19 protein-coding genes are annotated in these 23492 nt (G+C 61.0%); 7 read left to right on the top strand and 12 right to left on the bottom strand.

All coding sequences use genetic code 11. The features are described 5' to 3' along the window. The first annotated feature begins 47 nt into the window (after positions 1–47). The 6 genes from L6R21_06590 to L6R21_06565 all read left to right on the top strand — a co-directional run bounded on the left by L6R21_06590 (position 48) and on the right by L6R21_06565 (position 10888). On the top strand, positions 48–1478 hold the full coding sequence (locus L6R21_06590; protein MCK6558851.1) for an aminoglycoside phosphotransferase family protein: 1431 nt from the start codon (positions 48–50) through the stop codon (positions 1476–1478). A 49-nt stretch (positions 1479–1527) separates the two neighbouring features. Then, a complete protein-coding gene (locus L6R21_06585) occupies positions 1528–2583 on the top strand; it encodes a hypothetical protein (protein MCK6558850.1) in 1056 nt (351 codons plus the stop codon). A gap of 117 nt (positions 2584–2700) precedes the next feature. Beyond that, on the top strand, positions 2701–4095 hold the full coding sequence (locus L6R21_06580) for an RtcB family protein (protein ID MCK6558849.1): 1395 nt from the start codon (positions 2701–2703) through the stop codon (positions 4093–4095). 48 nt (positions 4096–4143) lie between these two features. Continuing rightward, positions 4144–6375 carry a HAMP domain-containing histidine kinase gene (locus L6R21_06575; protein ID MCK6558848.1) on the top strand — a complete coding sequence of 744 codons (2232 nt, stop codon included), beginning with the start codon at positions 4144–4146 and terminating at the stop codon, positions 6373–6375. A 1-nt stretch (position 6376) separates the two neighbouring features. Then, on the top strand, positions 6377–7078 hold the full coding sequence (locus L6R21_06570) for a response regulator transcription factor (GenBank protein ID MCK6558847.1): 702 nt from the start codon (positions 6377–6379) through the stop codon (positions 7076–7078). Between the two features lie 327 nt (positions 7079–7405). Beyond that, on the top strand, positions 7406–10888 hold the full coding sequence (locus L6R21_06565) for a PKD domain-containing protein (GenBank protein MCK6558846.1): 3483 nt from the start codon (positions 7406–7408) through the stop codon (positions 10886–10888). Positions 10889–11067: 179 nt separating this feature from the next. On the opposite strand, the gene L6R21_06560 is transcribed toward L6R21_06565, so the two are convergent. From L6R21_06560 to polA, 12 genes are all read right to left on the bottom strand, one after another. After that, positions 11068–11613 (bottom strand): ABC-type transport auxiliary lipoprotein family protein, encoded by a 546-nt coding sequence (locus tag L6R21_06560; GenBank protein ID MCK6558845.1) that lies wholly within the window; start codon positions 11611–11613, stop codon positions 11068–11070. 193 nt (positions 11614–11806) lie between these two features. Further along, positions 11807–12706 carry an MlaD family protein gene (locus tag L6R21_06555; GenBank protein MCK6558844.1) on the bottom strand — a complete coding sequence of 300 codons (900 nt, stop codon included), beginning with the start codon at positions 12704–12706 and terminating at the stop codon, positions 11807–11809. 210 nt (positions 12707–12916) lie between these two features. Then, a complete protein-coding gene (locus L6R21_06550; protein ID MCK6558843.1) occupies positions 12917–13744 on the bottom strand; it encodes an ABC transporter ATP-binding protein in 828 nt (275 codons plus the stop codon). 3 nt (positions 13745–13747) lie between these two features. Beyond that, positions 13748–13990: a hypothetical protein gene (locus L6R21_06545; protein MCK6558842.1), complete on the bottom strand. Its 243-nt coding sequence runs from the start codon at positions 13988–13990 to the stop codon at positions 13748–13750. Between the two features lie 74 nt (positions 13991–14064). Beyond that, a complete protein-coding gene (locus L6R21_06540) occupies positions 14065–14598 on the bottom strand; it encodes a hypothetical protein (protein ID MCK6558841.1) in 534 nt (177 codons plus the stop codon). A gap of 62 nt (positions 14599–14660) precedes the next feature. Further along, positions 14661–15455 (bottom strand): ABC transporter permease, encoded by a 795-nt coding sequence (locus L6R21_06535; GenBank protein ID MCK6558840.1) that lies wholly within the window; start codon positions 15453–15455, stop codon positions 14661–14663. A 124-nt stretch (positions 15456–15579) separates the two neighbouring features. Beyond that, complete coding sequence (locus tag L6R21_06530) at positions 15580–15936, bottom strand: STAS domain-containing protein (protein ID MCK6558839.1); 357 nt, start codon at positions 15934–15936, stop codon at positions 15580–15582. Between the two features lie 61 nt (positions 15937–15997). Further along, positions 15998–16501, bottom strand: coding sequence for an ATP-binding protein (locus L6R21_06525; protein ID MCK6558838.1), 504 nt, complete (start codon positions 16499–16501; stop codon positions 15998–16000). Between the two features lie 62 nt (positions 16502–16563). Further along, a complete protein-coding gene (locus L6R21_06520; protein ID MCK6558837.1) occupies positions 16564–17484 on the bottom strand; it encodes a TPM domain-containing protein in 921 nt (306 codons plus the stop codon). 160 nt (positions 17485–17644) lie between these two features. Continuing rightward, entirely contained in the window at positions 17645–18307 is a 663-nt protein-coding gene (locus L6R21_06515) for a hypothetical protein (GenBank protein ID MCK6558836.1), read from the bottom strand. A 461-nt stretch (positions 18308–18768) separates the two neighbouring features. Next, positions 18769–20097 (bottom strand): SpoIIE family protein phosphatase, encoded by a 1329-nt coding sequence (locus L6R21_06510; GenBank protein ID MCK6558835.1) that lies wholly within the window; start codon positions 20095–20097, stop codon positions 18769–18771. 51 nt (positions 20098–20148) lie between these two features. After that, complete coding sequence (polA, locus tag L6R21_06505; protein ID MCK6558834.1) at positions 20149–22881, bottom strand: DNA polymerase I; 2733 nt, start codon at positions 22879–22881, stop codon at positions 20149–20151. Between the two features lie 281 nt (positions 22882–23162). On the opposite strand from polA, the gene L6R21_06500 reads away from it, so the two are divergent. Continuing rightward, on the top strand, positions 23163–23486 hold the full coding sequence (locus L6R21_06500) for a DUF3467 domain-containing protein (protein MCK6558833.1): 324 nt from the start codon (positions 23163–23165) through the stop codon (positions 23484–23486). Positions 23487–23492: the final 6 nt, after the last annotated feature.

Raw genomic sequence — 23492 nt, 5'->3', positions numbered from 1 at the left:
GGCATGCGCACCGGGAAACTTGCCGCCGTGTTCAGGAGAGGACTGCCATGAAACCCGATGCCGCTGTGCCGGCACTCGACGCGGCCGTGGTGCAGGAGCATCTCGCCGCATATTTCGCCGCCGCGCATCCCGGCGACGTCACGGTCGCCGGTCTCGACATCCGCCGCAAGTGGCTCGATCCTGACAAGGGCGCAACGGTTCTCTATGCGCTCACGCTCACGACCGCCACGCAGGGCAGGCACGAGCAACAATACGTCGGCAAAGTTGTGCGCAGTGAAAAAGCCGAAGAGGAATACCGTGCAGCGGTGAAGAAGGCAAAGGTGCAGCCGGCGCTTGGCGAGGCTGTCATTTCGTTGCCCCGCTTGCGGCTGTTGCTCTATGCTTTTCCCAATGATCCCAAACTCAAATTGCTCACGCCCGCGAAGCTGCAGGAGTGGCTCACCGCCAATCTCCGCCGCGTTTGGCGCGAAGCTCGCCGCGAGCCGTCATGGCAAGTCACGCAGGCCGGGGTGGAAAGCCTGCGCTATGTTCCCGGCAAGCGCTTCACCGGTCGAGGCCGCGCTACCGTTGTAAATACGGAGGGCAGCGCGCACGAGCTGCGCTTCATCGTCAAACAGCTCAAAGACGAAAAGGCGGCGAAGAAATCGTATCGCAATCTCGTGAAACTGTGGGCCTCATGGCCGGAGCCGGCGCAGGGAGAGAGCCGTCCGCCCATTCGCTTTCCGCGGCCGTTGGCATACGATGCACGCCACGCGGCTATCTTTCTCGAAGAGCTGCCCGGCGAGAATCTCTGGGAAGTATTCTTGCGGACCGGTGATCTGACGTTGATAAAACAGGCCGGCAGTCTGCTGGCGCAGCTTCATCGCAGCAAGCGCCGGGTTCCGAAACGCGTATCCCGGCGCGGCGAATGGCGGGAAAATCGGCCGGTGCTTGCCGCACTCAAGCGGGAGGTTCCCGAGCTGAGGCCGCGGCTGCTGCGTTGCTGGCGCGAGTGGCGGCTGGCAGCAAAGTCCGCGCGCGAACCCGAGGTGTTGCTGCACGGCAGCTTTCGCCTCAATCATATTTTCGTGCATCAAGGCGAGTTGGCGCTCATCGACCTCGACAGCCTGCGCCTGGGCCCGCCGGCTTATGATGTGGCAAACCTGATCTCTTCCCTCTATTACCTGGAAGGTCTGGGCCAAATCACTGCCCGCCAGCGCCTGGCGATCACGCAGCATCTGGTTGCAGGATATGCGGAGCAAACTCCGCATCGCATTACTGCAGAGGAGCTCGGTTGGTACCTCATCAGCCTGCTCATCAACAAACAGATGAGCAAACTCATGGCGCATGATCATGCCGGCCGTCGCGACAGAATCGGCGAGCTGCTCGGGCAGGCAGAAGCGATTTGGACGCAGAGCCGCGCTTTGCCGGCCACGGCAACGATGGTGGATTTGACCGGCCAACTGCTGCAAGCCGAGGGCAACAGGCCGCCGGCCTGAGCGGACACCACGACAACAGCTTCAGGGCAAAGAAAACGAGGAATCTCTTATGCACACTGTCGGCGTGCGGCTGCATGACGCCACCTTGAATCTCGCCTCGGCGCATGAGCCGTTGATTGCTTACGCGGCCGAGCATCTTCACCACCTGGCAACGCCGCCGGTCGACAAGCCGGATCTGACCGTCACCTGCCACTGGTCGCAAGGCGAGTGGCAGGAGGAAAACAATCCGTTTGCCTGCGATCAGCCGCTGCAAGTGATCGGCAAACGCATGCTCGGCAATGCCGAGGAGCTGATTTGGCTGAACACGCTGCGCATGAAGGGGCTGCAGTTGCGCTTCCGGCGCGGGCAAGGGCAGTTTCACTTCGAGGTGGTATACACGTTTCATCCCAAAAAAGAGAAGCTCGAAAGCCTGCGCGACTATGAGTACAAGAAGTACTTCAGTCTGATGAGCTATCTCGTCTATTATCCGCTGCTCTGGCAATTGGAGCGCACACGCGGCTGGGTGGCGCTGCATGCCTCAGCGCTGGCGACCGGCCACGGCAGTCTCTTGATCGGCGGATTGGGCGGGGTCGGCAAGACCACGACCTGCGTCGCGCTCATGCAGCAACCCGGCCTCGAGCTGATCGCGGAGAACATTATTCTCACCGAAGGCGAGTTCGTGTATCCCTGCTATGAGCCGATTCGCCTGAATCCGGACAGCCGGCACATGCTGGGCGAGCGTGCGAGCCGCCTGATTCCCATGGCCTTTCCCGAGGGGCTGAAGGAAAAATCCCTCTTTCACTTCGAAGCGGCGGCGCAGACGGCCAGCAGCCGGCCGGCGGCCTTGTTTCTGCCGCAATTCACGCCGCAGCGCTGCGTTCACGAGATCACGGCGGAAGCCGCGGCGGAGAAGATCATAGCGATGAATCGCTTGACACTGGAGCTGGATGATTACGGCTGGTATGCCGCGGCGCTCGATCTGCATTGGCCACAGCCCGGACAGGCCTTTCGCCGCGTGGAGGCGGTGCGCCGCTTCGCGCAAAGCGCACGCTGCTTCGCGCTCGGCATCGATCGCAGCGCCGGCGTGGCGGCAGTAGTGGAAGATATTCTTGCCAGCGTTCGGTAAGCGCGGCGCGATGCCGGTAGTAAGCAATGTCTGTTCAGCAATGAAGAAAGCGCCCGGGCGGTTCTTCAGGAGCGCAGAAACCCAGCCGTCCCACTCAGGAAACAGACGGAAACAATCATGGCACATCCGATTGCAAAGCAGCCCAAAAGCGGCGAATTGCCCATCAAGTTCTTCCTCACACCCGAGATGATGCCCGATGCGGAAACGCTGGCGCAGTTGCAGGTGCTGGCCGCAACGCCGGGATTGGATCATTATGTCGGCGTGCTGCCGGACATTCATCGCAAGAGCCGTAACCTCAGCCCGACCGGCACCGTGGTGGCCTCCAAATCCGTCATCGTGCCGCGCGCGGTGGACACCGGCATTTGCTGCGGCATGCGCATGATTCGCAGTGATATCGAAGTGCGGGAACTCACGCCCGCCGTGCTCGACGAGCTTTTCGCCGAGTTGCAGCGAACGATTCCGGTCTTCGAGCATGAACCCGACATTCTCAACAAGGAGGAACTCGCCGAACTGCTGGTGCAGGGCGGAGCGTGGAGCCAGAAGCGCTACGGTCTCAGCGAGGAAGAAATGAGCTGCATCGAAGATCGCGGCACCCAGGCGACCGATAGCGCGCAGGCGGAGAAGATTCTGGCCTGCCTGCCCAAGCAGGCGCTCAAGAAAGGCCGGCGCTGTTACAGCACCCTTGGCGACGGCAATCATTTTCTCGAACTGCAGGAAATCGTCGAAGTGCTCGCGCCGGAAATGGCCCGCCGTCTCGGCCTGGTGCCGGGCCGGGCGCTGTTCATGCTGCACACCGGCTCGCGCAGCGTAGGCAGCAAGACCATGAAGGGCTATTTGGCAAGCTGGGAGGAGGAGGCGAGCTTCATGCAGGCCATGACGCGCGGCACGCCGATTTGGTCGATGCCGGTGGAAGCGGAGATCGCGCAGGAATATCTGCGCGCGATTGCGGCAGCCTCCAACTTCGGTTTTGCCAATCGCATCGCGCTCACCGAGCGGCTGCGCGCGGCGGTGCGCCACGTGTTGCGCGACGATTCGCTGTCCTTGCCGCTGTTGTATGATTGCGCCCACGTCAGCATCAAGCCGGAGGAATGGCGCGGCGAGAGGTTGTGGGTGCATCGGCACGGCGCCAGCCGCGCGCTGCCGGCGTCACGCCTGCGCGACCATGCGCTCTTCAGCCACACCGGCCAGCCCCTGCCGATTCCCGGCTCGATGGGACATGCCTCGTACGTCGGCGTCGCGGCGGAGGGGGCGGTCGAAACATTCTATTCCGTCAATCACGGCGCCGGCCGCGTGCTGGACAAGCCGGAAGCCGTGGCCGCTTTCACCGAACAGCTCGTTGTGCGCGAGCTTGAAACCAAGAACATTCGCCTGTATCGCTATGGCGAAGGCAACCTCGCCGAGCAAGCGCCCAGCTCGTTCAAAGATGTTTCGCAGGTCGTTGCCGCGATGGCGGCGCTGGGCCTGGCGCAGCCCGTCGTTCGGCTGCGGCCGGTAGCCGTATTGAAGGGCTGAGCGGCGCGGCCGCGCGCCCACCTGACGGTTGCGCATGGAGAGTGCAGCATGATCCCTCGCGGTTTGTGGCGGCGCCATGAAGTGCGCCTGGCCCTCACATTTGTCTGCTTGATTATCCTGCCGTGCGGCTTTCTCGGCTATTTCAGCCTGCGTGCCATTCGTACCGAGAAGCTGCTCACCCAAACCCGGCTGCAGCAGAACTACAAGCAGCTCGCCGGCATTGCCGCCCGCGAAATCAACGAGGAGCTGGAGAAAGCCGCGAAGCGCTGGACGTATTTCACCGGCAAGGCCGCGAAGCGCGACCGCAACTATCCCACGCCCGAAACCTTGAATCAATTCGCCGAAGAGCAACCGCTGGTGGCCTCGGCCATTTTACTGGAAAGTCCGGCGGTGCCGCTGCGTGCCGCCGAGCCTGCCAACCGCGGTTTCTTTCTTTCCAAAGCACCGCCGCCGAGCGAGGATTACGTCAACACCTACCGGCGTTTTGCGGCATTGGTGGAGGCCGGGGAGGAATTGGAGTACAAAGGCCGCCTCGATGAAGCGCTGGCGCTGTATGCGCAAATCAGCCGGGAATGTCCGGCGCCGCAATTCGCCGCGCTCAGCCAAAATCTCACCGGCCGTGTGCTGATGAAGAAAAGCGACTGGCCGGCGGCCATTGGCGTGTATCGCGAGCTGCTGGCGAACCACCCGCATGTGCGCGACCCCAACGGCGCACCGCTGCGGTTCTTCGCGCAGTATCAAATCGCCATCGCTCTGGAAAATCAGAATCGCGATCAGGAGGCGGTGGAAACGCTGCTGGCATTGTATCAGGATCTCTTCGCTCTCTCCGACGAAATCAGCACGGTGCAATACACCTACTTTGTCGAATTGATTCAGGCAGCCTCGGTGCGGCTGTTGACCTCGCCGTTCGTGTCCCATCCCGAGCGCTTCACGCAGCGGTTCAACGGACTGGCGGAACTGAACAAGAAACGCATCAGCCGCCGGTACTATTTGCAGGTGCTGGATCGCCGCCTGGCGGAACACGTGCTTGAACGCAAAAGCTACAAAGATCGGGTATATTACATTTCCGATGTCGCGGAAGGCGCACCCTATCTGCTCGCCTATCAATATCTGCCCGATGCCTCCGGCCATCACGTTGCCGGCCTGATCGCGATGGAAATCGATCTCGAAGAGCTGAAAGCCAAGCTGTTCCCGGCGATTCTCAAGAAGCTCGAGGTGGCCGGCGCGGTGAGTTTTGCGATTCTGAACGAAGAGCACAAATTCATGATCGGCACGCGGCCGCCGGCGGGTGAGCGGGTGGCGGAGCAAATGCTGGAGAAGCCCTTTGACTTCTGGCAGGTGGCGATCTACGCCACGGATCCCGCCGGACAAGCCTCCGGCTGGAATTTCAAATTGACGCTGTCGCTGTGGCTGGTGTTCTTGCTGCTGCTCACGGTGGTGTTTGGCGCCTATGTTTTCATCCGGCAAGCGTTGCGCGAGGCGCATGTGTCGCAGATGAAATCGACCTTTGTTTCGAATGTCTCGCACGAGCTGCGCACGCCGCTGGCCTCGATCAAGATGCTGGCCGAGCTGCTCGAAAGACAGTTTGCCGCGGGCCCTGCCGGCGTTCCGGCCTCCGCGAAGGCGGCGGAATATCTCAGCGTCATCCGGCGCGAATCGGACCGCCTGGCGCGCTTGATCGAGAGCGTGCTCGATTTCTCCCGCATCGAGCGCGGCGTCAAGCAGTACAATTTCGAATATGAAGATCCGGAGGCGATTGTGCGCCAGGTGGTGGAGGCGTTCCGGCCGCAAGCCGAAGCCGACGGCTTTCAACTGGTGCTGGAGATTGCCGCGCCGCTGCCAGAAGTCAAGATCGATGCCGATGCGATCGCCCAACTGCTTTTGAATCTGCTGACCAATGCCTACAAATACAGCCAGGAGCGCAAGTACATCCGCGTGGCGGCGTTTCGGCAGGAGCGGCACCTGGTGATCGCAGTCGAAGATCACGGCATCGGCATCGGCAAGGCGGAGCTGCCCAAGATCTTCGAGGATTTCTATCGCGTGGATCAGCGCTTGAATACGCCGAAGCAGGGCGGGGCGGGCCTCGGGCTGACGCTGGCGCGGCACATTGCGGCGGCGCACGGCGGCGAGATTTCGGCGCACAGCAAGCTGGGCGAGGGTTCTACGTTTTCACTGCGGCTGCCCATCCCGCCGGAGTGCCTGGAGCAGCCAGAGTCCGCCACCCTCCAGGAAGCACACGCAAATAATCGCGGCGCGCTTGCCGCCGAACCCGAGGTGTGAGATGAAGAAGATCCTGATTGTCGAAGACGACGCGTCGATTGCGCTCGGCCTGGAAGGTGCCATCAGCGACGAAGGCTATGAGGCCAAGGTAGCGCGCACCGGTCCCGACGGCTATCAGCTCGCAAAGGAATGGCGGCCGGACTTGATCGTGTTGGATCTCATGATGCCCGGCATGAGCGGCATGGAGATTTGCAAACGGTTGCGCGACGAAGGCGAAACCGTGCCGATCATCATGGTGACCGCCCGGGCCGAAGAGGACGACAAGGTGCTGGGCCTCGAGCTCGGCGCGAATGATTACGTCACCAAGCCCTTCAGCCTGCGCGAATTGCTGGCGCGCGTCAAAGCGCATTTGCGGCCGGTCGAAGGCGGCAGCAACGGCCGGACCGCAAGCGAGGCGGGCCTTTATCGCTTCGGCAATGTGGTGGTGGATTTCAAGCGCCATGAAGTCCGGCGCAACGGCGCGCCGCAGGAGCTGACCAACCGTGAATTTCGCCTGCTCGAGTATTTGATTCACCATCCCGGCGAGTTGATCTCGCGCGACCGTTTGCTGGAGGAAATCTGGGGCTACAATGTTTTCCCCAACACGCGCACGGTCGACAATCACATTCTGCGGCTGCGCAAGCACATCGAGCCGGACCCGGAGAATCCGCGTTACATCAAGACCATTCGCGGCGCCGGTTACTTGTTTGATCCGGCGGGATGAGGCGTTGCGACCGCGGCCGTGCGCTTCCTGTTCACATCGTTTCTCCCGCCCACGGAGAGGAATTCGCCCGCCGCCTGCGTGCGTAAATCCGCAACCTCACCATTCTAGCCGTAATATACTGATAACTTTCAACGCCAGTTTGGCCGGCCAGGATGGCCCCCTCCGGAATGAGCAGCGCCTCGTGATCAAGGGAATGAACACGGTTTTGCCCGCCGAAATGCCGTCACTGTCTCACGTGAGTGACAATTGCGTGACGTTACGGTGACTGGCTTGAAAGCGACGTGTTGCATCTTTTCGATCCACTTCACTGATTCCTGGGATGCTGCTATGAGACAGAAATTTGCCGGTACTTTTTTGCTGCTGGGTTGGCTGTGTGCAAATGCGGTTTTTGCGCAAACCTGGAGCAAGGAAATCGATCTGGGTGCAGGTTCGACGCCCGACATGGACGTCGATCCGGTCACTGGCAAGATCTATGTTGTCTATCACGATGAAGGCGTCGTCTTGGTGGAATTGAATGCCGCCGGCGCCGTCGTCAAGAAAGAAAATGTGAGCGTGGCTGCAGTTGACAAGATCGGCGGTTTTCGCTTCGGCGCGACCGTGGCGATCGACCCCACCACCGGCCTGCCGCATATATGCTTCCGGGAGTACTTGGGAAGCGACAACTACAGCCTGTACTACACCCGCAAGCGCGGCGACGGAAGCTGGACCAGCCCGCTGGAAATCGCAACCAGTCTGCGGCGCGCTTACAGCGTGCGCCTGGAAGTGGACAGCAAAGGCGTGGTGCACGTCGTGCATGGTTTCGCCACCGAAGATGTCTTCGGCGAAGCCAACTATATCCGCATCGTCAACGGCGCGGAGGACAATTTCATTCCGGCGCTGGGGCCCTATCGCGTCGATGACCGCGTGGAAATCGCGGTCGGCAGCGATGACGTGGTGAACCTCGTCATCAACCGGCCGGACGATCTCGACAGCGGTGGCCCGGTGACGTATTACCGCTCGACCAACGGCGGCAAGAGCCTGAGCAAAATCGGCGACATTCACTACGGCGGCGCCAACGGCCGCAACGGCAACGCCGACATCTATGCCGATCAAACCGGCAACGTGCACTTTGTCTACGGCTCGGCGCGCGATCAAGCGCGCAACGGCACCCAGTCGGTGCGCTATGCCCGCTTTCGCGACGGCAACAAAGTGCGCGACGTGGCAGTGACGGAGCAGGGCGAACTGCGTGACTGGCATCAGAATCTCGGCGTCGGCTCGGTCGCCGCGACCAACGACGGCAAGAACGTGGTGGCGGTATACAACCTGGGTGACGGCGAGGCGCTGTTTGCGCGGCTTTCCCAGAACGAAGGGCAAACCTGGGGCGCTTCAGTGCAACTGGCCAGCCAGTCCGGCGGCTCGGAATCACGCGACAAACACGTGGTGCGCGCGGCGGGCAAGACGTTTTATGTCGCCTATCCTTCCTTCGGCAAGGTGTATTTGCGCATGTTGAAAACCGGCGGCAGTGCGCCCATCGCCAATGCCGGCGGCCCTTACAACGGCACCGAAGGCTCGCCCATCGCCTTCAATGCCTCCGGCTCGACCGATGACGGCCAGATCATCCGCTATCGCTGGGATTGGACCAGCGACGGCGTGTTCGATGACAGCACCAACGCCCCGCTGATGCAACACACCTATCCCGACGATTTCAACGGCAAGGCCACGCTGGAAGTGGTGGACAACGAAAACGACCGCACGCGCGCGCAAGTGCAGGTGACGGTTGCCAACGTCGCGCCGGTAGCGGAGGCCGGTGGCCCTTATTCCGGCCTGCTCAATCAACCGGTGACGTTGACCGCCAGTGTGACCGATCCCGGCACGAAAGACACGCATACGTTCAAATGGGATTTGAACAACGACGGCACTTATGAAACCGACGGCCGAACCGTCACCGCCACCTACAATTCCTCCGGCAGAAAACGGGTGCGCGTGCGCGTCACCGACAACAACGGCGCCAGCGGCACCGATACCTCTTCGGTGGTCATCGGCACCGGCGCGCCGGTCGCCACCAAGATTCCCAACCAAACCGTGGCCGAAGGCACGCCCTTCACGCCCATCGCGCTGGACAATTACGTCAGTGATTCCGACAACACGCCGGATCAGATGGTGTGGAGCACCTTTGGGCAATCCAACTTGATCATCACGCTGGCAAATCGCATTGCCACCGTGGCGGTGGCCGATTCGGAGTGGGCGGGCAGCGAAACGATTTCATTCGTGGTACGGGATCCCTCCAACAAGCGCGACACCACCACGGCCAGATTCACCGTGACCGCGGTGAACGACAATCCCCGCGTCAGCACCATTCCCTCGCAGCGGGTGCAAGAGGGCAAACCCTTTGCCGCCATCACGCTGGATGATTATGTCTTTGATCCCGATCACCGCGACACTCAAATCACCTGGAGCACCAGCCCGAATCCCTTCTTCAAAGTGAACATCACCAACCGCGTCGCCACCGTGGCGCCGGCCGATTCAGAATGGGCGGGCAACAGCCAGATCACCTTCATCGCCAAAGATCCGGCGAACGGCAGCGACAGCGTGCGCGCGCGCTTCACCATCGATCCGGTCAACGATCCGCCACGCATCGTCAACTTGACGGATCAGACCATCAAACGCGGCGAAACCTTCACGCCCATCAATTTTGCCGATTACGTCCGGGACCCGGATGATCCCAAAGACAAGCTCAGGCTCACCGGCACCGGCAACCGCGAGTTGGCGCTGTTCCTCTCGGGCTTGATCGCAACCGTGCTGCCGCCCAACGCCGGCTGGCTGGGCAGCGAGACCATCACCTTCACCGTCAGAGACACCTCCAACGCCGCGGCAACCGCGAAGGTCACCTTCACGGTGCGCGATTCCAACACTCCGCCGCGCTGGCTCAACACGGTGAATTACACATTCAATGAAGATGACACGCTGCGGATTCCATATGCGGATTTGCGTGCGCGCGTGAAGGACGACGAAGACCCCGCGGAACAATGGCGATTCTCGTTGGTGGGCAACACCAAAATCAAGTTCCGCAACACCAGCACCACCTTCAATCTCTTTGCCGAGCGCGATTGGCACGGCGTCGAGAACGTGCAGTTCGTAGTGAATGACGGCAAAGACGCCAAAGATTCCGTGGCGACTGCGATCACGGTGGTGTCCGTGCTCGACCCGCTGCGCAGCTTCCGCGTGCTGTCACCCATCGGCGAGTTCTATTCCTCGCGGCCGGCCACCATCAACTTCGACTGGGAAGATACGGCCGATCCCGAAAACCCGGGCAGCAACATCAACTACCTGTGGCTGCTCAGCAAGAACGTGGATTTCAGCAACATCATCAAGCAGGTGCAGGTGGTGAACAAGAGCGAGTACGTGCTGCCGGTCGACGACACCATTCAAGGCGGGTTTCATTACTGGAAGGTGATTGCCTCCGGCAACAGCGGCACGTTCGTGGAGTCTTCCAATTTCGGATCATTCACCGTTCCGCCCACCAGTGTGGCGGAGAACAACGGCAGCGTGCCGCAAACCTTTGCGCTGCGCCCGAACTATCCCAATCCGTTCAACCCGCAAACCAACGTCGTGTTCGACCTCGCGAAACCGGGACATGTGCTGTTGACGATCTATGGCGTCGACGGCAAGCAGGTCGCCACCCTGGCCGATCGTGAATATCAACCCGGACAGTACACGCTCACGTGGGATGCGCACGGCCTGGCCAGCGGCACCTATTTTGTCGAGCTGCGGGTGACCAATGCGGGGAAGCCGCTGTTTGAAGGAAGGCAGAAGATGTCGTTGTTGCGGTAGCCGCTGCGCCCTGGCGGCGCGCCGGCCCAACCGCGGCAGAATTCGTGAAAACAAAAAGCCAACCTCGTGGTCACGGGGTTGGCTTTTTTTATGCAATATTGCGGATTGGCGCCGCTTCCCTGCCGGCGGCAACAGACGGTGCTCACGGCAGCCGCGCGTTGAGGCGTGCGGCGCGTGGGTTACTGCCCAAGCTCCTGCGCCAGCGCGGCGGCCAGCTCGTCCACACACTCCCGCAGGCTGGTGCTGATGGCTTGCGCGACCGCGGCCGGCAGGCGTTTTTGCGCGGGCGTTTCGCGGCTGAGGGTGCCGCTCCAGAGCAACTTTTGCGAGGACGCCTGATAGAGCTGCACGCTGATGGCCACCCGGCCAAACCACTGTTCACCGCGATCCCACTCTTCAAAGGCCAGAATGCGGCCGCGCAGAATGCAATCCACCGGCACGGCCGTCGGATAAGAGGTGACGGTGCGAAACAGGCCGCGGGCCGCGAGTTGATTGATGATTTCATCGGTGACCAACTGCGCCGGCCGCGCGGCCCAGCGGCGATAATGATCATACTTCACTTCGAAGGGCGATTCACGATAGATGAGACGGTCTTCCTCATAAATCGCCGCCGCCGCGAAGCGCTCCACGCCCAGCGCCACCGCGAGTTGGTCATGATGATTGCCGGCGGGTTCGCCGGTCGCTGCCGGTGCCTCGGCCAGCGTGTAATAGAAAGTCTGCGGCACACTGCCGCACGCGGAGAGCAAAAGGCAAGTGGCAAACGGCGACACCCACGGTAACAGCCGATGGACACGAGGCCCGGGGAGGTTTGTTTTGCACGCAAGAGCGGTGACGATCATCGCAGTCCGAATCCTTTGCTGGGGCAACGACTCATTTGGTTCTGGTCTGGGCAACAGCGCCGTCCAATTCGTGCCTCGCTCAATCCGGCAGCTTGCGCTCGGGCGGCGCGGATTTGCGAATCAAATTCCACGGCCGCTCCTTGAGCGTGCGGCTGAACTGCGCGAAATCGTTGGAGGCGCGCTCGAAATTCGCCATGGTCTCATGTAGATTCCGCTGGTTCGCGGCCGCGACCTCGTTCACTAGTCGCATGGATTGATTCAGCGACTGCAGCAGCGTGTCGATGCGGGTCAGCGTGGTATTGAGATGGCCGACGGTCGCATCCACGGTCTGGGCATTCTCGCCCATGAGTTGATCGAGTTTGGTGCTGATGCGTTGCATTTGAAAAGTGAGTGTGTTCAGATTGGTCACGATGCCGGAAATTTCCGTCGCATTGCTGCCCAGCAGGGAATCGGCGTTGGCGAGCATGTTGGCAAAGCGCCGGCGATTGGCCTCGTTGAGCAGATCGTTGGCCTGCACCAGCAGCAGGCCGAGCTGCTTGCTGACGTCCATGAACGGTTCACTGAGTTGGCTGAGCGCCGGCACTTCGCGCGTGCGCAAGCGGCTGCCGGAACCGAGCAATTCTTCTTCACTCGAGCCGGTGGTAATTTCGAGGTAGGATTCGCCCATCAAGCCGATGGTGGTGATGAAGCTTTCGGAATCCCGGCGCACCGGCGCGCGGGCATCCACGGTGAGCACGACTTCGATTTTAGTGTTGTCATCCGGCGCGATGTACAAATCCGTCACCGTGCCGATGAGAAATCCGCCGAAGCGCACCATCGCGCCGCGATCGATGCCGCCAATGTAGCCGAACCGGGCGGTGAAGGTTTTCTCCTTGCGCTCCCAGTCAATTTTGGTGATGGTGAACAAGAACGCCAGGAAGGCGAGCAGGCTCAAGATCACCAGCAGGCCGGCTTTGACTTCACGGGAATGATATTCCATCGCTTGCTTCAGATCGATCCTTTCGTTGAAATCCAGGCATCGCTGCCGCGCGGCAACGCCGCGTTGGAGACAACACCTGCCGGTGCCGTTCTGCTGGCGTGATTTCGCCGTCCTGCCCCTTTATACAGCAGTGCTCCAACCCGTGGACTCTTTGGCTTCGCCAGCGGCCCACTAGAAGTGGAAACCATAAGAAGACCGCGTAGCCGTGCGCTAATTGCCCACCAGTGTGTTCAAATATTCGGCGCGATCGGCTTCTTCATCCGCCAGCCGATTGAAAAATTGATGCACGACCGGATGCGTGCTGCCACGCAGCTCCGCCACTGTGCCGAGCGCAATCACCTGGCCATCATGCAGCATCGCAATGCGGTCCGCGATTTTGAAGACGGAAGCCAGCTCGTGCGTCACCACGACGGTGGTCATGTTGAAGGCGCGTTTGAGCTTGAGAATCAGTTCGTCGATGCCGACCGCCACCACAGGGTCGAGGCCGGCGGAAGGCTCGTCGCAGAACAGAATGTCGGGATCCATCGCGATGGCGCGCGCCAAACCCGCGCGCTTCTTCATGCCGCCGCTCAGTTGCGCCGGCAGGAAATCCTCGCAGCCGGCCAGCCCCACCAGCTCGAGCTTGATGCGCGTCATGATGCGAATGGTGGAATCCTCCAGCGGCGTGTGCTCGCGCAGCGGCAGCGCGACGTTTTCGCCGACGGTCATCGAATTGAACAGCGCCGCGCCCTGAAACAACATGCCGATCTTGCGCAGCACCGCCGTCATTTCCGCTTCGCTCAAGCGGGTGATGTCCCGGCCCCTGATGAAGATCTGCCCGGAAGTCGGCGGCGCCAAGCCCACCAGATGGCGCAGCAGCGTGCTTTTGCCGCAGCCCGAGCGGCCCAGGATCACCATGGTCTCGCCACGGTAGATGTCGAGATTGACGCCTTTCAAGATCGGCCGCCGGCCGTAATGCGTGACGAGATCACGGATCGCAATGATTGGTTCTTCCGCCGCGCGATCCGGCGCGACGGGAGAGGCAGGCGTGAGTGGCATGCGTTACGTGAGCAAGCTTCTGATTTGGTTCAACTCTTGTTCCGGCACGTCATCCACGTGCGCCATTTTGCCGGCACGACGATACCAGTAGCGGCTGTTGCTGGAATCCCCTTCGAGCTTGTGCAACACCGCATGAATCCAGCAGGCGAGGTCATCCTCTTCGAGCTGCTGCACCAGGCGGTGGGCTTCGTCCCACTGCCCGCGCAGAGCGAGATCGATGGCTCTTAAGCGGACATCGCTTGGCATGTGGCTGTCGTTTCTTCTCTGGCGATGGAGAGAAATGGGGGTTCTGATTTTTTCAAAGCAAACGGGCCTGCCGTTCAGGCCGTGAGGCGCACAGACCGGCCTCTGCGCGGGTCCCAGCGCACGGAAATTTGGAGCCGGTCTGCCAGCACGCGCGACAAAATCGCCTGCGCCCATTGCATGTCGGCGAGGGTCTCGAATTGAAAATTGAACTTCTGCCCGCCGGCGGTTACCAAACGCCAACGCCCCACGTGATAACCGTGCAATTGCAAACGCGCGGGCGGCTCCAGGCTCGCGGCAACGACGTCGCTGGCCGCCAGCCGGAAATTGTGAATGTGTTCCCGCACCTGAAGCTGGGGCGGACGCGCGTCGCTGCGCGCCATCTTCGCCTCGCGTTTTTTCTGTGCCCAGCGGTCCAGCAGCCACACCACCGGCAGGAGCAGCAAACCCAGAGGCTGGCCGTGCATGCCACCCAGCGCACCTTCCCGCCAGCCGCCCTGGCCGCCGAGGCGAATGAAAAAGAGTTCATTACCCGACAGATGGACGCGGTAAAGCCGGTCGCTCCTCCACGTGAATACTGCGCGCGCGTTGAAGGCAAGCTGATCCTCCATCAACCACCTCCGTGCCTGGCCTTTTTTCTTGCTGCCAACGGGCGGCAAGCGCCGGCCCTGCTTCAAAAGCTGGAATAGAACAGCGCGGTGAAAAGTACATCCGCCGCAATGATCAAAAAAATCGAAGCCACGACCGTGGTCGTTGTTGCTTTGCCTACGCCCACGGCGCCGCCCTCGGTGCGAAAGCCCTCATAGCAGGCCACCATGACGATGATCACCGCGAAGCATTCACTCTTCACCAGCCCGGTGACCAGGTCTTTCATCGTCAGGGCGGCGGAGGTTTGATTGAAATAGCGCAGGGCGGAAAAATCCATGGTGGTCACCGCGAGCAGAAAGCCACCCAGGATACCGATGAGATCCGCCAGCACGGTCAGGCACGGCAGCGCAATCATCATCGCAACTGTGCGCGGCACTACCAAAAAGCCGGTGGGATTGAGGCCCATGGTGCGCAGCGCATCGATCTCCTCCGCGACTTTCATCGAGCTGATTTCCGCGGCGATGGCCGAGCCGTTGCGGCCGGCAATGATGATCGCGGTCAGCAGCGGCCCCAGCTCGCGAATCACCGACACGCCGACCAGATCCGCGACGAAAATGGTGGCGCCGAACCGCTTGAGTTGATAGGCCGCCTGCATCGCCAGAATGATGCCCACGAAAAAGGCGATGGCGCTGACGATCGGCAGGGAATCATAACCAATGCGCACGACCTGCTCCACGACGCTGCGGATGCGGACCTTTTCCCCTTTGAAAGGCGCCACCAATGCCCACCAGACGGTCTCGACCATCAGACGCGCGAAGCGGTCGACGTGCACGAGAAACTGCATCGTCCGGCGGCCCAGGAATCCCAACACAGTGATCATAAGCACGCATTTCGCTTGCGGGCGCCATGGCCCGTTCTCCGCGGTGCGGCCGGGTCAGCCGCAGTTCGGTGGGAGAGTTCAACGAGAACGCTGCCCGCGGCGGGTGGCGGCGTGGCCGGCGGTTTCACGGCGTCTCCGCCGCGGCCTGATTGTCCGGCAGCGCCGCTGCTTCGCTGTCATAAATCTGGAAGACTTTATCGAGCCGGCTCAATTCGAAGACTTCCCGCACCGCGGCGCCCAGGCCAAACAGCCGCAGCTCACCGCCGTATTTGCTCATCTGCTGCAATCCCTCCACCAGCGTCGCGATGCCGGAGCTGTCCATGTAACTGACGGCGCGCAGATCCACCACGATGAGCGGCGCTTTCTTGCCGGTCAAGCCGATGATGACTTTGCGCACTTCGGGCGATGAATAGAGATCGACGTCTCCCGAGATGGCGACGATGGCCGCCTGGTCCTTTTGGCGAGTAACGATGTCGAGCATGTCGGTTCCTCTTGTGATTGCAGAATGCTTGCGCCGGGCAGCCGGCGCACCCGCCCTGATGTCAGGAGCTTGCTGGCACGACGGGCGTCGGATCGGCGTTGGCCGCAGCCGAGGGGGCGGCAGAGAATTTGGCCAGCCGCAACTCATTGCCGCGTTTGCGGCTGGTATCATAGGAGACCACGTCCATCGTGCTGCGGATGAGATGAACACCCAACCCGCCCGGCCGCAGGTCATCGAGATCGCGCGATTTGATTTCGGCCGGCACGGCCTTCTTGCCGAAATCGCGCAAGATGATCTCGATGCCGTTTTGAATCAAGCGCGCGGTGACGATGATGGGCTTGTCGGTCGCGCCGCCATAGGCATACTTGATGATATTCGAACAGGCTTCATCCACGGCCAGCGTGGTTTGCTGGCTCTGCTGCGGCGTGAAGCCGATCAGCTCGCACAGGTGCGCGATCCCGGCGCGGATGATCTTCAACAGTTTGGGATCGCTGGCCACGCGGAATTCAACCGTGTCGACCGTCTTGTTATGCAGGTTCGTGCGTTTCTGTTTTGTCGCTTTCATGCCACTCCTGCACCTCCAGGTGAAGCAGAAATCTCCAGCACCAATCGTCGCCGGATGCTCCGCTACCAACTACCTGAAGCGCCACCACCGGAAAAACTGCCGCCACCACCGGAGAACCCGCCGCCGGACGAGGAGCTGCTGCCGCTGCTCGCAAAGCGCCAGCCGCCGCTGCTGCCGCCCGAGGTTGTACCCCACTTTTTGGACCATTTCTTCTGCACCTTTTTCCCGGCCGGGCTGTGGCCCAGCCACAGTTTGAGGCCGCCGATGCCCAGTAAATAGGCCGCCCACAGCACGACCCCGCCTGCGCTGCCAAAAATGGCCATGGGAAAGACCAGCCAAAAGGGAATGAGAAAGAAATAAAGAAACCAGCCGGCGAATCCTCCTGCCATCACACTGATGGTCGTGAAAACGCCGACGACCAGAGCAAACAACAAAAACATGAACAGCCGCACCTTCCAGTCGGCTTCTTGTATTGCCGGAGAATCGTCTGCGACGTATGCGCCCTGAATCGCCGCGAGCATGGCATTGACGCCCGCGGTCACGCCGCCGTCAAAATCACCGTCGCGGAAGCGCGGCACGATTTCATTGCGAATGATGCGGCCGCAGGTGATGTCCGGCAGGTTGCCCTCCAGCCCGCTGCCGACTTCGATGCGGACCGCACGATCAGCGCGGGCGATCAGCAGCAGCACGCCGTTGTCCTTGTCCGCCTGCCCGATCTTCCAGGTTTCCGCCACGCGCATGGCGTATTCCTCCAAAACCTCACCCTGCAAACCGGGCACGGTGAGTACCACCACTTGATTCGAAGTGGAATCCTCCTGCGCCTGCAGCACGGCCTCCAGTGCGGTGACAGCATTCGCCGACAACATTTGCGCGGTATCGTTGACGTGGCCGGCCAGGAACGGCACTTCCAACGTTTGTGCGGGCAGGCCGGGCGCGCCTGCCTGCAGCATGCCGAGCAGGAAGAGGAATAGCGGCTTGGTCATGTGTTTGCGTTCGGGTTTCTTTCTCCACAGAGGGTGCGAATGATCGTGGAACTCTGTTCCGTTTGTCGCCGGTGCACTGTTGCTTTGCAAAGCATAGGCACCACCCTCGTCAGAATGGCACGTCGAATGCACTGCCCAAACAACTCCGCGCAACGGCACCCTAGCGATCGGCAAAACGCAGCTTGTCGGCCAGTTCGCTGGTGTCACCGGGCCGCGGGCTTACCCCTTTGCGCTCCAGCAGCTCCCCGCATTTTTTGATGGCGGTGATCAACGCTTGCGCCGGCGTGCCCGCCCGCATACCTTCGGTGATCAGCCGTACGACTTCGTCCCAGTCACGCTGTTCGACTTTGGCATTGATGCCGGCATCACCCAAAACCACGACTTTGCGCTCCAGCAGGCTGAGGAAAATCAGAATGCCGGTGCGGTCGCGAGTGCGAAAAATCTCCTCATTGAGAAACGCCACCGCGGCGCGCTGGTTGACGCGCTGTTCAATCAAGTTGGCGCCGGCAAAGAAACGCCGTACCGGCGGCAGGAAATGCGTCGCCAGCATGCCCGTACCCTGCGCGGCCAGCACCAAAACGGCGGTGGAGAGAAAGGGCAGGTTGAGCCAGTGCGAAGAATACAAGCGCACGAGCAGCAGCGCAGTGATCACCAGCAGCAGGACAAACATGCCGCCGCGCCACAGCGCGATCTCGTAGTCATCACTCTGCTCCACGACATAGGGAACGATTTCACCGGCAGTGCGGCCTTCGGCCTGGGCAATGGCCTGCGCGATGGCGGCGCGATCCTGCTCGGAAAACAAGCGGGTGAAATATTTGGACATGAGGCAATTCCCGCGATGCTCAAAATGGACCTGACGAATACTACAACGTTAAATACACACTGTCTTCTTCAGAAGGCCGGCTTGACCCCCACGGGGTCGCATGCAATAGCTCACAGGCAGCGCCCTGGGAACCGATTGAATCTATCGCGCCTAGCCCTGAGGGGCGGCATTCCTCACCTGGTTCTATGGCGCGCCGTTGGGGCTGTTTGCCTGTGCCCTGGAATTCGACTTAACGTTGCAGGACTCACTGAATACACCACGAAGTCACACAAAGAAATCGCAGGAACCGCCGAGTCACGGAAAAAGGCTTTTTCAATGTTGGAACTCTGCGCTCTTCGCGTCTCCGCGGTGCTCAGGGTTTGCTTTGTGGTCAAGAACTTTCAGAATTTCATTTTGAGTTTGAAACACCAAACGCCGACGGAACGGCCCGTGGCTCAGGCGCTGCCTGCACGCTGCCGGACTCAACCCCAGCGCAGGGCCACCACGGTTTGATCATCATGCTGCGCCGTGCCTTCGGTGAAGTGTTGCACGTCTTGCATCAAATGCTCCACCAGGGCCTGCGGCGAGGGCCACGACCGCTTCAGAGTGGCGCTCAGCCGCTCCATGGAATATTGTTTGGCGTCGCGATTCTTGGCTTCCACCACGCCGTCGGTGAAGATGATGAGATAATCGCCGGCGGCGAGTTGCAGCGATTTTTGCACGAAACGCGATTCCGCCAGAATGCCCAGCGGCGCGCCGCCGCCCTTGCCGACGAATTCAGATTTGCGGCCGTGCTGCCGCAGCCACAGAAACGGCAGATGCCCGCCGGTGGCGTAATCCACCTGGCCGGTGGTGAGATCGAGCAGGATGTACTGCAGGGTCACGAACATGCCGCGCCGGCCGCGTTCCACCAGAATGCGATTGATGGTTTCCAGCACGCCCGCCGGGTGGGCCTCGGTTTGGGAATAGATGCGAAAGTCGCTCATCAGGTGCGCCATGTAAAGCGCGGCCGGCATGCCCTTGCCGGAAACGTCGCCCATCACCACACCCAGCGCGTCTTCGCTGCAGTTGACGAAATCATAGAAATCCCCGCCGATTTGAATGGCGGGCACCGACTTGGCCGCAACGCTGAAGCGGTTGCGCGCGTCCGTCGGAAATTTCTGCGGCAGAAAACTCTCTTGAATGGTACGCGCCGCTTCGAGCTGTTGATCGAGCTTCTGCTTTTCGAGCATGGCGCGGTGGTTGCGCGCGTTCTCGATGGCGAGCGCGACTTGCCGGCAAAACGTCGAGAACAGCTCCAGATCATCGTTGCTGAAATTCCGGCCGCCGACGGGATTGATCACCTCCGCCACGCCGATGATGCGGTTGCGCACTTTCAGCGGCGCCGCCAGGATCGAGCGCGTGCGGAAGCCAGTCACTTCGTCGCTTTTCTTGGAGAAGCGCGCGTCCTGGCTCACGTCCGGCACGATCAGCGGCTCACCGGTTTGCGCCACCCAGCCGGCAATGCCCTCGCCGACGCGCAGGTGAATCTTGTCCTTCACCTGGTCGCCGACTTCGCCCAGCGCCACCTCCCACTCCAGCATGTTGGTGGCTTCATTGATCAACATCACCGAGCTGGCCTCCGCCTGCATCACCGCCTGTGCCTTTTCCATGACCAGGCTCAACACATTGTCGAGATCGAGCGTGCTGTTGACGATGATGCTGACCTCGATCAGGCTGGAGAGATTGGCGACTTTGGCCTGCAACTGCTCCAGCTCGCTGCCCGGTTGTGCGCCGGCAGCGGAGGCAAGTTGTGCGGGAGGGGTGGACATAGTTGAAGAAATCTCGGCGAATGGTTTCAAATGCCGGCAGCAGGCCGGGGATCAATGCGCTTCCAGCCAGTTTTTGCCGACTCCGACTTCGATCTTCACCGGCACGTCGAGCTGCACCGCGCCGCTCATTTCCTCGATCACCATCTGCTTGAGCGCTGCCATCTCGGCCGCGGGCGCCTCGAATACCAACTCGTCGTGCACCTGCAGAATCATGCGGGCCTGCATGCGCTCGCGCTGCAGCCGGCGCTGGAGATTGATCATCGCGATTTTGATGAGATCCGCGGCCGTGCCCTGAATCGGCGTGTTGATCGCCATGCGCTCGGCGGCTTCCGCCACCCGCTGGTTATCGCTGTTGATGTCGGGCAGATCGCGCCGGCGATTGAGCAAGGTGGTGACGTAGCCCTTGCGATGGGCCTCGGCAATCGTGCCCATGATGTAATCATTGACGCCGGGGTATTGCACGAAGTAGTTGGTGATGAAATTCTGCGCTTCCTCCACCGGAATGCCCAGGCGGCGGCTCAAGCCGTAGGCGCCCATGCCGTAGAGAATGCCGAAATTGATCTCCTTGGCGCGCCGGCGAATCTCGGGCGTCATTTCGCCAGGCGGGATATTAAACACGCGCGCGGCGGTGGCGGCGTGAATGTCTTCATCCTGGCGGAAGGCGGCAATCATCGCCTCGTCTTTGGAGAGATGCGCCATGATGCGCAGCTCGATTTGCGAATAGTCGGCGTCGAGCAGCAGCCAGCCGTCCTGCGGCGCGATGAAGGCGCGGCGGATGCGTCGGCCGATTTCCGTGCGAATCGGGATGTTCTGCAGATTGGGATCGCTGGAGGACAACCGGCCGGTGGCCGCCACGGTTTGATTGAAGCTGGTGTGCAGCCGGCCGGTGGCGGGATTCACGAGCTGCGGCAGGCTGTCCACATAAGTGGATTTGAGCTTGGCCAGCTCGCGATACTCGATGATCTTGCGGGGCAGCTCGTGATACTGCGACAGCTCCTCCAGCACGTCGGCGTCGGTGGAATAGCCGGTTTTGGTGCGGCGCTTGCGCGGCAGCTTCAAGCGCTCGAACAGGATCTTGCCGAGCTGCTGCGGCGAATTGAGATTGAATTCCTCCCCGGCCGCGGCATAGATGTCCGTCATCAACGTGGCCAGCAGACCCTCCAACTCGCGCGACATGTCGGCGAGATACTCGACATCCAGCCCGACGCCGTGCCATTCCATTGCCAGCAACACCTCGACGAGCGGCATCTCGATCTGGTCGAACAAATCATGCAGGCCGGCAGCGCGCAGTTTTTTCTCAAAGAGATGATACAGGCGCAGCGTGAAGTCCGCATCCTCTGCGGCATATTTCGCCACTTCTGCCACCGGCACCTCGCGCATGCTCTTTTGCTTTTTGCCGGAACCGATGAGCGCCTGCGTCGGGATCTTGCGGTAATTGAAATGCTCCAGGCACAGGGCATCGAGGTTGTGCTGGCGTTGCGCGGGATTGAGCACGTAACTCGCCACCATGGTGTCATGCACCACGCCCCGCACCGCCACGCCGTAGCGCTGCATCACGAGCATGTCATACTTGGCATTTTGCCCGCATTTGGGGCGGCCGGCATCCGCCAGCAGCGGTTGCAGAATCTTCTTCAGGGAGAATGCGCTGCGCCTCTCCGCCTCTTGCAGAAAAAAATCATCCAGGCTGCCCGTCGGCGAGGCCGCCACCGGCACGTAATAGCCCTCGCCCTCCTGCCATGAAAAACTCATGCCGACCAGCTCGGCGCGCAGCGGATCCGCCGCCGTGGTTTCGGTGTCGAATGCAAAAATCGCGGTTTGCTGCAATTGCGCCACCAGGCGCTGCACACCGGCCGGGGTATCGACGAGTTGATAGGTGGCCACAGTGGGCGCGGCGGATTCGACAAAGCGTGGGATGAGGCTGTTGAACTCCAGCGCGCGGCTCAACGCCGCCGCCCGCCCCGTGTCCACGCCGCGGTAGCGCAGGTCATCCAGTGTCAACGGCAGCGGCACGTGCGTGTCAATGGTCACCAGGCGTTTGGAAAGACGCGCCTGCTCCTCATGCACGCGCAAGTTCTCGCGGATTTGCGGCCGTTTCACCTGGCCGGCATTGGCGAGCAGATTCTCCAAATTGCCGAATTGCCCGAGCAATTCGAGCGCCGTCTTCTCACCGACCTTGGGCACGCCCGGCACGTTGTCGGAATTGTCCCCCACCAGGGCGAGGTAGTCGATCATTTGCTCCGGCGCCACGCCGAATTTCTCCCGCACGCCCTCGCGGTCGAGAATATGCGTTTCGTTGTTGCGGCCGCTATAGTAGATGAACGTGTGTTCGTCCACGAGCTGCATCAGATCCTTGTCGCCGGTGCACAGAAAAACCTGCAGGCCGGTCTGCGCCATCTGACGCGCGAGCGTGCCCATGACGTCGTCGGCTTCGAAACCCGGCTGTTCGATCAAATTCGCGCCCAGTGCCGCGCTGAACTCCCGAATCAGGGGAATCTGCGTGGACAATTCCGCCGGCATGCGCTGGCGCGTGGCTTTGTAAGCGGGAAAGGCTTGGTGGCGGAAGGTCGGCTCGGGCGTGTCGAACACCACGGCCAAATACTCCGGCTTCTGCTCATCCAGCAGTTGCAGCAGGGCACGCACAAAACCGAAGACCGCGCTGGTGGGTTCGCCGCGGGAATTGGTGAGCGGATTTCGGATGAAGGCAAAATGAGAGCGGTACGCCAGGGCGTGGCCGTCGATCAAAAAGAGTCTGCCCGGGCCTGCCGGTTTGGGGGTGCTTGTCATGACGGCGAATGTAGGGCAAAATCCCTGAAAAGTCAACCTGCAATCCCTGCCGCGCAGAATGCCTGGGAGGCCAGGAGCGCAGGTGATCGCGGCGTCATGCTGCCAGGAATCATCACACGTTGGAGTGATGCTTCTGCCGGGACGATGCGTGCCGCATGCCATTGCGAGAAGGGGAACGATCGCCCAGCAAAGCACGCGAGGCGCGCGGGGCGGCGACATTTCGTTTGACTCTCAAGCGTGAAATCTGTATCGTTCACCGACATTTCATTGGAGATTGACCCATGAGCAACGGCATACCGCAGCAGATCAACATCGAACTTGGTGAAAAAGAAGCCGAGGGCATTTACTCGAATCTCGCCATCATCAATCACACCGCCGCGGAATTTGTGATCGACTTCGTGCGCTTTTTTCCGGGGACACCCAAGGCGCGGGTGCAGGCGCGCATCATCATGACGCCGCAGCATGCCAAATCCTTTGTGCGCGCCCTGCAGGAAAACCTCGAGAAATATGAAAGCGCGTTCGGTGAAATCAAATTGTTCGGCGATCAGAAAGCCAAGGATTTCGGCTTCAAACCGCCGGTGGAAGCCGGCGAACCCGCCAAATGAGCATGA

The sequence above is a fragment of the bacterium genome (genome assembly GCA_023150945.1).
Taxonomy (GTDB): domain Bacteria; phylum Zhuqueibacterota; class Zhuqueibacteria; order Zhuqueibacterales; family Zhuqueibacteraceae; genus Coneutiohabitans.
The sequence above is the reverse complement of the archived record's forward strand: the minus strand, read 5'-3'. Positions and strand labels throughout refer to the sequence as shown.